This is a genomic window from Longimicrobium sp. (assembly GCF_036387355.1).
Classification (GTDB): Bacteria; Gemmatimonadota; Gemmatimonadetes; order Longimicrobiales; family Longimicrobiaceae; genus Longimicrobium.
In genome coordinates this window covers 1-9,438 of record NZ_DASVTX010000239.1, presented here as the reverse complement: position 1 = coordinate 9,438, position 9,438 = coordinate 1, and the positions used below count along the sequence as shown (strand labels likewise).

Below are 9,438 nucleotides of genomic sequence, written 5' to 3'. Positions count from 1 at the left end.
CCGGGGACGGACCCGGCGCTGCGGAACCAGCACGTGCTGTTCAGCGGGCACCAGGACCACGACGGGGTGAACCGGCCCGTGAACGGCGACTCCATCTGGAACGGCGCGGACGACAACGCGACGGTGAGCGTGGCGCTGCTGGCCATCGGGCGCGCGTTCGTGCGGCAGCCGGGGCGCCGGTCGGCGCTGTTCGTGTGGCACGGCGCGGAAGAGCGCGGGCTGCTGGGCTCGTACTGGTACGCGCGCCTGCCCACGGTTCCTCGCGCGTCCATCGTGGCGGTGCTCAACGGCGACATGATCGGCCGCAACCATCCGGATTCGGCGGCGCTGCTGGGCTCCATCGCTCCGCACCGCAACAGCGCCGCGCTGGTGAACATGGCCCTCGCGGCGAACCCCGGCTTTGCGCTGGACAGCACGTGGGACGCGGCCAGCCATCCGGAGAACTGGTACTTCCGCAGCGACCACCTGCCGTACGCGCGGGTGGGGCTTCCGGCCATCTTCTTCACCACGCTGCTGCACCCGGACTACCACACGCCGGAGGACGAGCCGGAGCGCATCGACATCGCCAAGCTGGAGCGAATGACGCGCTGGATGTACGCCACCGGCTGGACGGTCGCCAACGCCGCCCAGCGACCGGCCCTCGATCCGGTGCCCACAACGCCGAACCGATGAGGTAACCGGGCACCGCCACGGCGCGGGTGGCAACGCGGACAAGAATCTTGTTGGACGGGCATGTACGAAGCATTTTGTTTCCGCCACGAACCACCCTTCCCAACTTCATCGAGGTCCCCATGCCCGCCACCCGCTACACCATCCAGCCCGGCGATACTCTTACGGAGATCGCGACCAGGTTCTACAAGGACGCCAAGGTCGTCCGCAGCCTTGCCGGGTACAACGGCCTGCAGAACATCGACCTTATCGTGGTCGGCCACACGTTGGAGATCCCCACGCGCGCCGAACTGGAGGGGCGCACCAAAGCGGACAAGATCATCGTCAAGAACGCCGCCCTGAAAACCCCGAACGGTCTGGACGAGATCATTTCCACCTTCGGTGACCCGTTCCCGTTCATGAAGGGGGACGGCAGGATCAGTTCCGACTGGTGGAAGAGCATCGCGGGTTCCGCCACGCTGCCGCGTCCTGTTCCGCTGTCGTGGGCGCCAGGCCAGAAGGTGACCAGCTTCGGATGTCACAAGAAGCTCAGCGGGGTATTCACGGACGTATTCGCGGCCATCGAAGACAAGGGGCTGTGGGGTGGAATCCGCACCTTCGGCGGATGCTACAACTTCCGGGTAAAGCGCGGCGGAAACCGCCTTTCCACGCATTCGTGGGCGATCGCCGTCGACATCAACCCCGGCACCAACCAGATGGGCACGGCCGGTGACCTGGATCCGCAGATCGTAGCCGTATTTCGGGAGCACGGGTTCAAGTGGGGCGGCGACTGGACAGGCAAGGGCAAGGATCCCATGCACTTCCAGTTCTGCACCGGCTACTGAGCCGCCTGGACCTTTCCTGGAAACACACGAGGGGGCCGCCATGAGGCGGCCCCCTCGTCACATGCGGAATGCTCCCCGCGTCCTCCGCGCGAACCGGCAGTTCATCCGTTCACAACCGGGATCGCATCGCTCCGGGCACCGGGACAATGCCGACATCCGCCCGATTAGGAACGGTGCACCAGAATGCCTGCGCTGCACAACATCGCGTCAGCGGGAGACGCGTGCGCTCTGGTCACGATCACGGCGCCGTCTGCGGAATGTTCTCGCGGCACTCGTTGCCGTCCATTGACTTGCGCGACGGCGTTTTTCGAGCGGTCGCGACGCGCGGCGAGGGTATGGAAATTCCGGATTCCTCATCCACTCAGACCGTCGCCGCCCCCCTTGGAACACGAGGCACCATGAGCACTCCAGGCACCGTCCCGGCGCAGGACGAGCACGCACGCATCCCCCGCAGAGCACCCCGCCGGCGCACGCACTCGCTCGCCGTGCTGATCGGCACGCTGGCGCTGGGAGCCTGCGACGCGGGCTCGGGGCTGACCGCCGCGCCGAGTGCCGCATCGCGCACGCTGGCGGGAACGGCGACGGTGGCGTGGGTGAGCCCCACCGGCAGCACGGCCACCAACCCCGTCACCTTTCGCGCCGACGCCACGGCCGACATCGTCACCATCAGGTACTACGCGGACGGCACGTACCTGCTGGGCAGCAGCACCGACCGGGCGAACAGCTTTCCCGTGACGTACAAGTTCAGCGGCGTGGGCGTGCGGCGGGTGTACGTGCGCGGCTACAACTCGGCGGGAACGCAGGTGGCGGGCGCGTACAAGGACTTCACCATCCGCGACCTGATCGCCAGCGTGCCGTACTTCTTTCAGTACGCCAACACGTACGAGCCCGGCGCCACCTGCGCCAACACGAGCATGGCGATGCTGCTGAAGTACTACGGCGCCGGCTACACGCCGGACCAGATCTACACGGAGTTCCAGAAGAAGTCGCAGGACGAGTTCAAGTTCGACACGATCTTCAACCGGCTGGCGGCGCGCGCGGGGCTCAAACAGCGCATTCGCGTGCACATGGAAACGGGATCCGTGGCGCAGATGGAGGCCGAGCTGAACAAGCAGCACCCGGTGGTGATCCACGGAAAGTTCACCAGTTCCGGCCACGTGATGCTGCTGATCGGCAACGACGGCACCAGCTACACCATGAACGATCCGGCCGGCGTGTGGGGCCAGCAGCTGTGCAACGGCTCCGCGTACGGCGGGCCGGGCGGCGCGGGCGTGCAGTACGGCCGCGCCATCGTGGGCAAGGCCATCACCACGCCCTGGCAGGGCAACTGCACCACATTCGACCCCAACACCGTGCGCTATCACGAGACCTACCTGGTCCCCTGACCGCGATGTTGATGGGATGAAGAAAGGCCCGGGACTCCGCGTCCCGGGCCTTTCCCCATCATCCCCCAATCCCCGATTCCCCATCCCGCCACCGGGCCCCGTTGTCACGCCCCGGAATCCCCAATAGTTCCCCCGCGACCTCCGCACCTCCGCGTCTGCCACGTGAGGGGCAATCGACCCGGCCTGAGGCCGCGCTCATCCCCGCTCCCCCGCCACGGCCTGCGCGTGGTTCAGCGACGCAACCAGCAGCGTTCCGCCGATCACGTTTCCGATGAGCGCCGGGAGCACGAATCCGCCCAGCGCCGCGCCCATCCCCTTCTCCCCATCCGCGACCAGGTAGAACGCCTCCACCGCGCCGGCGACTACGTGCGACAGGTGCGCCGCGCCCACCAGCCAGGTGATGATGATGATCACCAGCACGTGCGCCGTCTTGGCCGCGGGGAGCATCCACACCATGAGCGCGATCATCCAGCCCGCGAAGATGCCGCGCAGCAGCGTGGTTCCGAACCCCATGGACGTGGCCTCGCGCGACAGTTCCGCGAACGAGTGGCGCAGTTCGGGGCTGAACATTTCCGTGCGCGCCGCCACCAGCGCGAACAGGAACGCGCCCACCATGTTGGCCGCGAACACCACCGCCCACAGCCGCGCCACGTTGCCCAGCGTGTGCCTGTCCCGCCGCGCGAGCAGCGGCGCGATGGCTGTGAGCGTGTTCTCCGTAAACAGCTGCTGGCTCCCCAGAATGACGGCCATGAACCCCACCGAGTAGCCCAGCGAGCCCACGAGCGGCCGCCAGTGCGCGTCCGGCAGATGGGCGTGCAGCACGCCCTGTCCCAGCAGCGACAGCCCCATCGCCAGCCCCGCCGCCAGCCCGGACCACGCGAGCGCGGGGTTGCTGCGCCCCAGTTCGCGCTCGCCCTGCTGGCGGATGACCTCGTGGGTCGTCTTGGCGTCCAGCGACTGCTCGTCCTGCGCCTGCTTGCGCTGCGCCTCGTCCAGCCTCGGCGCGTGCCCCGGCAGTTCCTCGTCGCGATCCGCCAAGACAGTCTCCTGCGCTGTGCCCGCCGTGTGTTCAGGAGCGGCGTGGCGTGCGCAAGACGAAGGCCCTGCGCGTAGCTGCGTTCCGCGGGCCGGGCGCGCGCCGGAACGGGGTGCGGAACCTGCACGCCCGGCGCGGGATGAACCTCCGTCTCCTTGCCATGATCCTCGCCGCCCTGCTCGCGGCCTGCCGAACCAATCCCACGCGCCTGCCCGCCGCGGGAACGACGGCGGGGGTGGCGCTGGATACGGTCGCCACCGGCCTCAAGGTGCCGTGGGACCTGGCGTTCGCGCCGGATGAACGGATCTTTGTGACGGAGCGGGACGGGCGCATCCGCGTGGTGGAGCGCGGCGTGCTGCGCCCGGAGCCGTGGGCCACGCTCGCCGTTTCACGCCGCAGCGAACTGGGGCTGATGGGGATCGCCCTGGCGCCGGACTTTGCGCGCAGCGGGCACGTGTTTGTGGTGGGGTCGTTCCGTACAGGAGGCGACAGCGTGGAGAACCGCGTCTACCGGCTCACGGAGCACAACGGGCGCGGCGGCGAGCAGGTGATGGTGCTGGGCGGCATCCGCGTGGCCAAGTACCACGCGGGCGCCGCGCTCCGGTTCGGGCCGGACGGCATGCTGTACCTCACCACGGGCGACGCCACTCATCCCGGGACGTCGCAGGACAGCACGGCGCTGACGGGAAAGGTGCTGCGCCTGCGCCCCGACGGCGGCGTGCCGGCGGACAACCCGATTGCGGGCTCGTACGTGTATGCGCGCGGCGTGCGCAATCCGCAGGGGCTGGCGTGGCATCCGCGCACGGGCCACCTGTTCGCGCCGGACCACGGGCCCACGCGCCTGCCGCGCGAGTGGTTCCGCGCCGGGCGCGACGAGCTGAACGTCATTCTTCCCGGCGCCAACTACGGCTGGCCGGAAGCGTCCGGGGACGCGGGCGGCCCGGAGTTCGTGCGCCCGCTGGTGGAGTGGACGCCCGCCCTGGCGCCGGGCGGGATGGCGTTCTACACGGGGACGGAGTTTCCGTGGGCGGGCGACGCCTTCGTGGCGGGCCTTCGCGGCCAGCGGCTGATGCGCATCGTGCTGCAGCCGGCGCCCGGCACGCGCACCGGCTGGCGCGCGGCGGCCGCGGAGCCGCTCTTTGCCGGCCAGCTGGGCCGCATCCGCACCGTGGTAATGGGTCCGGACGGATCGCTGTACCTCACCACCAGCAACCGCGACGGCCGCGGCACCCCCCGCCCCGGCGACGACCTCCTGCTCCGCATTGTCCACCGCCGCTGAGCGCGCAATCGGGCGCCACGTGTCGACGCGGCACGCATGATTCCGAAGCAACCTCTGATCATCATCGGATCGTGGCCTTGCGGGTGCTCACGACGGTAGTACGAACGCCCGGAACTCCGGTCCGCGCCTTTCGCAAAATCTACCTGGAGCGCGACACGTCTACGGGATCGTGACTCCCGTCTGCGCATCTACCCTGACTCGCTGGAAAAACTTGGGACTGAGGTGATCGAAGTCCTTGTCGGACGTCATCAGCCATGCTCCGACGGCCGCCGCGGTCGCACCAATCCATAAATCATTCTTGCCCATGGGACGGGCCGGTTTCACGACTCGTTCTGAGTAGTGGTCGATCTCCGCGTACATATCGGGAATCCCGGCAGCGTTGATGTTCACCACAACCAGTTGCCGGAGGAGCCCGTCCAGATCGTTCCGCTTGGACTGGCTCCAGCCGAACTTCAGAGCCAGCGACTTTGCCTCACCGACTGTAACCAGGGAAATCAGCGGCCGGTCGGGCCGCACGCCCAATCCATAATCACTGTCGATCCGCTTCCCGGCTGCGTTCCCACGTACCAGTTGAACAAGCACATTGGTATCCAGCAGGATGAGCGCGCCCGGAGGAATCACGACACCTCTTCCAAGGCGCTCAGGATGAGAGCATCGGACTCGTCACCAGGCCATTGCCCCAGAATCGCGTTGACTCCGGAACGAGGCCCCTGCGCCTTCCTGTAATCGGTGCCCGAGCGGCCTTGAACCATCGGTTCGGGGATCTGTGACCAAAGCTGAACATCGCGCTCGCCCGCTTCGGCGATGTGGTCGGCCTCCACCCGGAGCAATCCACCTCCCGCGGTAAAATGCGCCACCCCGCCCAATACGATGTCACTGCCCCACAAGGCCTGCAGCTGCTCGGGACTCGTCCTTTCCGCGAGGCCACGCACGATCTCTCCAGAACCGGCGAGCAGGGTGAACGTTCGGTTGCTGTGCCTGATCGAATCCAGTTTCCCCGAAATTCTCACGTACTGGGAAGGCGGGATCTTCGCCTCCAGGACGGACAAGTTTTCCAGCTGAGACGGCGTGACCTGGACGCTGCTTCCGTTGATGATGCTGATGCTTTCTGCACCGCTGTCGAAGACGGACTGAAGCCGCTGGAGCGACTGCAGCAGGGATCGGTCGAAAAGCCTGGAACTTTCATCCCCGAGCACTGCAGCCGACACGCTTTCCGCGAAATAGTCGAAGCTGGTGCGGAGCGGATCGATGTTGGGGAACAACCCGATCTGGCGAAACTCCTCCGGATTTACGTCCAGCAGCGTGGGCGAGGAGATGTGGATTTCGGTGGATCCCTCACGGATCTCGACGGTGAAATCCGCAGAAGCCTCAATCCAGCGCGGAACTGTTCCCCGAGCCGAGCTTCGTCCTTCTGTGCGAATGCGGACCGCTTTCTTGCTACCCTCAATCACGACTCCCAAAAGATCGTGAAGAAGTGTAGCCGAGATCGTTGTGCCCTGCGCGCGTGGCCCCTGAACCTTGACTTTGGGCATCGGAGTCCTCAGAGGCGGATGGATTGATCGCTACCTGCTGCGGTCAGCAAAACGTAGAGCGTCTGCGGTGCTGCTGTGCAACAGTATCCATGGGCCGTAGCGGGGGTCAAGAGCTTCGACGGCGCAGAAATCCCCCGGTCAGAAGGTGAATGGGCAGGCGTCTTTCGACGGACGCAGAAGCTTCGTCCGACCACCTGCACCCCCGTGTCCGCCGCATGAGGCCCGATGACCGGCCATCGGGATGAGCTCAGCCCCGCGTCGCGCGAGTTGGTCAGGTTCCCGCCCGATTGCAGCCACGGCGGCGGCGACGGCATTGACCACGGGGGCGGGCGAGCGGCCGGAACTGCTGTTCACCTGCACGGCCACGGAGATGCCGAGATCCGGCCAGTAGCGCACTTCCGTCAGGTAGCCGGGCATGAAGCCGGCGTGTCCCCAGGTGATCCCCAGCGGCGTGGGGCGAATGATGACGCCCAGGCCGTACCGGGCCCCCTGCCCCAGCCCGGGCGCCTCCACCCCCTGCACCGCCGAGTCCCGCCACGCCAGCGGATACGCGCGGCCTTCGTACATCATCTTTCCCCACCGGGCCAGGTCGTGCGCCGTGGTCGCATAGCCGCCGCCCGCCCACTCGAACTGCGGGTTGATGACCAGCGCGCCGTTCTGCACCATAGCGTCCCTGCCGCCGAACGGGTTTCGCGGGCCGGCGTAGCCCTGCGACAGCCCCGCAATGCGCGGCCGGTCCGAGGGCACGGTCCCCGCCAGCCGCAGCGGCCGCAGCACCCGCGCGCGGATCTCGTCGTTCAGCGGACGCCCGGTGATGCGCTCGATGATCATCCCCAGGACGATGTAGTTGGTGTCGGAGTACTCCCATCCCGCGCCCGGCCGGAACGGAGCAGGCGTGTCGAACAGGTACGCCAGCCGCTGCTCGGGCGTCCACGTGCGGCCCGGTTCGCGGTTCAGGTCCTCCACAAAGCGCGGGTTGAACTCGTACCGCACCAGCCCGCTGGTGTGCGTCATCAGGTGGCGCACGGTGACCGCTTCTCCGTTGTCCACGCGGGCGAACCACGGCTCGGCGCCCAGCCAGCGCGAGATCGGGTCGTCCAGCCGCAGCCGTCCCTCGGCCATGAGCTGCAGCGCGACCGCGGCCACGTACGTCTTGCCCGTGCTGCCGCTGAGCAGCAGGTGGTCCGGGCGCATGGGCTGGCGCGCCACCGTGTCCGACCACCCCGCCGCCATCCCGAACGACGAGCCGTCGCGCAGCACCACGCCCAGGGTGGCGCCGGGGTACCCGCCCGCCGCCACCGCGGAGTCGAACACCGCCCGCACGCGCGCCACCACCTGCGCCGGCGCCTGCGCGGACAACGCGGGCGCCGGCGCAGGGATCCGGGTGGGCGCGCAGCAGGCGAGCGCCCCGGCCACAAGGGGCGTGAACAGCCAGGGGACCAGCGTGCGGCGCATCAGCATCGGCGGATGGGGATCCGGGTCGGGTGGTCGGCGGAGGGCGCGGGATGAACGGACCCGCACTCGAGACGATAGCCCGGAGACGGCCGGACGCGAAAGACGCGGCGAGATTGCTCTCGCCGCGTCTCCCGTCGTGCAGGCGGCCCGCCGGGCCGCGGATCAGTCCGCCGCGCGCAGCCAGGGCATGCGCGGCACGGTGGCCGGCTCGCGGAATACGCCGTTGGCCAGGAACGACCACGCGTTCTGCTCGTTGAGCGCGCCGTAGGAGTAGAAGGAAAAGCCGTTCACCCCGCGCTCGCGGCCAATGCGCACCTGCCGCGCGATCTCGTTCAGCGGCAGCCCGGTGACGATGCCCGCGTACACGTGCCGGCCGCTGGGGCGCATGCCGTCCACGTGGTCGGCCACCATGCAATCCCAGTCGGGGTTGGGCTCCTCGCCCGGGCGGCGCGGGCGGTACGAGCAGCGCTCGTCGGCCACGTAGAAGTACGTCATGGGCACGGCGACGTCCAGGTAGCCGCCGGCCGCCCACCCCCACGTATCCTGAAAGAACTGCGACACCCCGCTGGACGACTCGCGCCAGCCGAACCGGGTGCGGTCGTAGATGGGCCACACCGCGGCGGAAAGCGGCACCGGGCGCACGCTCTTGATGCTGTCGTTCGTCTCGCGCACCACGCTGTTCACCAGTTCCCGCCGAAAGCGCGACCATCCCTGCGGATCGCTGGCCGGGTCCTTTCCGAACGCCCGCAGCGCCGCCGGGTCCCACCCGAAGGCCGCGCCGGGGTAGCGGATGCGGTCCAGGTGCACGCCGTCTACCTCGTAGCGGCGCACCACGTCGGCCGCCACGCGGGCCAGGTGCGTGCGCACGCCGGCGTGCGCGGGGGAAAGGTAGACGTACTCGTCGCCGTTGGGGCACCCCATCGGCCGGCCGGCGCGGGTGTGCATGGCCCACTCCGGGTGGTCCACAAGAATGTGGTTGGGCTGCCCCGGCGCGCTGGGCCGCAACGCGCGGCACTCCGCCGGGGTGCGAGACTCCCAGCCGGACAGCGCGTTGATCCACGCGTGCAGCTGCAGCCCGCGCGCGTGCGCCTCGCGGACGGCGACCTCCAGCGGGTCCCAGGTGGGCACGCCGCCCAGCCGATCGCACAGCCGCGGCGAGCACGGGTCCAGCGCCGAGCGGTAGCGCGCGTCACCCGGGCCGCGGACCTGAAAGTAGACGATGTTGAAGTTGGCGCGCCGGGCCTGCTCCATCAGCGTG

The 9,438-nt window shown here is 68.5% G+C and carries 9 protein-coding genes; 4 read left to right on the top strand and 5 right to left on the bottom strand.

What is annotated here, in order from left to right; all coding sequences use genetic code 11:
* The 3 genes from VF665_RS10715 to VF665_RS10705 all read left to right on the top strand — a co-directional run.
* A partial coding sequence (locus tag VF665_RS10715) for a M28 family metallopeptidase (protein ID WP_331053421.1) occupies nucleotides 1–672 on the top strand: 672 nt, incomplete at its 5' end.
* Nucleotides 673–791: 119 nt separating this feature from the next.
* On the top strand, nucleotides 792–1,493 hold the full coding sequence (locus tag VF665_RS10710) for a M15 family metallopeptidase (protein ID WP_331053420.1): 702 nt from the start codon (nucleotides 792–794) through the stop codon (nucleotides 1,491–1,493).
* Between the two features lie 398 nt (nucleotides 1,494–1,891).
* Entirely contained in the window at nucleotides 1,892–2,878 is a 987-nt protein-coding gene (locus VF665_RS10705; protein ID WP_331053419.1) for a C39 family peptidase, read from the top strand.
* A gap of 195 nt (nucleotides 2,879–3,073) precedes the next feature.
* On the opposite strand, the gene VF665_RS10700 is transcribed toward VF665_RS10705, so the two are convergent.
* A complete protein-coding gene (locus tag VF665_RS10700; protein WP_331053418.1) occupies nucleotides 3,074–3,916 on the bottom strand; it encodes a formate/nitrite transporter family protein in 843 nt (280 codons plus the stop codon).
* A 137-nt stretch (nucleotides 3,917–4,053) separates the two neighbouring features.
* On the opposite strand from VF665_RS10700, the gene VF665_RS10695 reads away from it, so the two are divergent.
* Nucleotides 4,054–5,193 (top strand): PQQ-dependent sugar dehydrogenase, encoded by a 1,140-nt coding sequence (locus VF665_RS10695; RefSeq protein WP_331053417.1) that lies wholly within the window; start codon nucleotides 4,054–4,056, stop codon nucleotides 5,191–5,193.
* Nucleotides 5,194–5,352: 159 nt separating this feature from the next.
* Here the strand turns inward: VF665_RS10695 and VF665_RS10690 are convergent, their stop codons facing one another.
* From VF665_RS10690 to VF665_RS10675, 4 genes are all read right to left on the bottom strand, one after another.
* Nucleotides 5,353–5,814, bottom strand: a complete 462-nt coding sequence (locus VF665_RS10690; RefSeq protein ID WP_331053416.1) for a type II toxin-antitoxin system VapC family toxin — start codon at nucleotides 5,812–5,814, stop codon at nucleotides 5,353–5,355.
* Nucleotides 5,811–6,725, bottom strand: coding sequence for a hypothetical protein (locus tag VF665_RS10685; RefSeq protein WP_331053415.1), 915 nt, complete (start codon nucleotides 6,723–6,725; stop codon nucleotides 5,811–5,813). The genes VF665_RS10690 and VF665_RS10685 overlap by 4 nt, the downstream gene beginning before the upstream one ends.
* A gap of 138 nt (nucleotides 6,726–6,863) precedes the next feature.
* Nucleotides 6,864–8,180 carry a serine hydrolase domain-containing protein gene (locus VF665_RS10680; protein ID WP_331053414.1) on the bottom strand — a complete coding sequence of 439 codons (1,317 nt, stop codon included), beginning with the start codon at nucleotides 8,178–8,180 and terminating at the stop codon, nucleotides 6,864–6,866.
* A 162-nt stretch (nucleotides 8,181–8,342) separates the two neighbouring features.
* Nucleotides 8,343–9,438: glycoside hydrolase family 10 protein (locus VF665_RS10675; protein WP_331053413.1), on the bottom strand; the 1,096-nt coding region annotated here is incomplete at its 5' end.

Coding starts and splice junctions, on each gene's coding strand:
- VF665_RS10685 (WP_331053415.1), bottom strand. CDS start 6,725: ATGCCCAAAGTCAAGGTTCAGGGGCCACGCGCGCAGGGCACAACGATC.
- VF665_RS10695 (WP_331053417.1), top strand. CDS start 4,054: ATGAACCTCCGTCTCCTTGCCATGATCCTCGCCGCCCTGCTCGCGGCC.
- VF665_RS10710 (WP_331053420.1), top strand. CDS start 792: ATGCCCGCCACCCGCTACACCATCCAGCCCGGCGATACTCTTACGGAG.
- VF665_RS10705 (WP_331053419.1), top strand. CDS start 1,892: ATGAGCACTCCAGGCACCGTCCCGGCGCAGGACGAGCACGCACGCATC.
- VF665_RS10680 (WP_331053414.1), bottom strand. CDS start 8,180: ATGCGCCGCACGCTGGTCCCCTGGCTGTTCACGCCCCTTGTGGCCGGG.